The 560-nt window shown below is 65.5% G+C and carries 1 protein-coding gene; it reads right to left on the reverse strand.

The window, feature by feature from the left end; all coding sequences use genetic code 11:
• On the reverse strand, window positions 1–533 hold a 533-nt coding region (locus ACFP3R_RS37685), incomplete at its 3' end, for a Crp/Fnr family transcriptional regulator (RefSeq protein ID WP_380643845.1).
• Window positions 534–560: the final 27 nt, after the last annotated feature.

Raw genomic sequence — 560 nt, forward strand, 5'->3', positions numbered from 1 at the left:
CCCGCGAACCTGCGCAGTCCGGCGAGGTCGGGCACGAGCACGTCACGCCTGAGGTGGCTGACCACGACCCCCGCCTTGCGCAGGTCGGAGAACGCCTTCTCGGCCGTGCGGGGTTTCATCCCCGCGATCGAGGCCAGCTCGACCTTGGTCAGCGGAATTCCCAACGTCCACCCGTGCGGCTCCTCCCGACCGTAGGTCTGCACCAATTCGGCCAACACCCGCGCCACCCGCTCCGCCGCCGGGTGCGACAGGAAATCCCGCCTGCGCTGGTTCGCCCACCGCAACCGGTCGTTGATCATCCCGATCAATTCCACGAACACGTCGTTGCGCCGGTGCAGGAAGCTCATCAACTCACCACTCGTGATCAACTTCGCCACCACGTCACCACACGTCACCACCGTCGCCGACCGGGGCTTCTGGTCCAACGCCGCCATCTCGCCCACCAGATCACCCGCCACCCGGATCGCCAACAACGCCGTGTCACCCGTCTCGTCCGTGGTCTGCACCTTCACCACACCATCGAGCAACAACAACACATGAGTGTCTTTCGCGTCCTGCTC

It is taken from the genome of Saccharothrix lopnurensis (assembly GCF_042658445.1).
GTDB lineage: Bacteria > Actinomycetota > Actinomycetes > Mycobacteriales > Pseudonocardiaceae > Actinosynnema > Actinosynnema lopnurensis.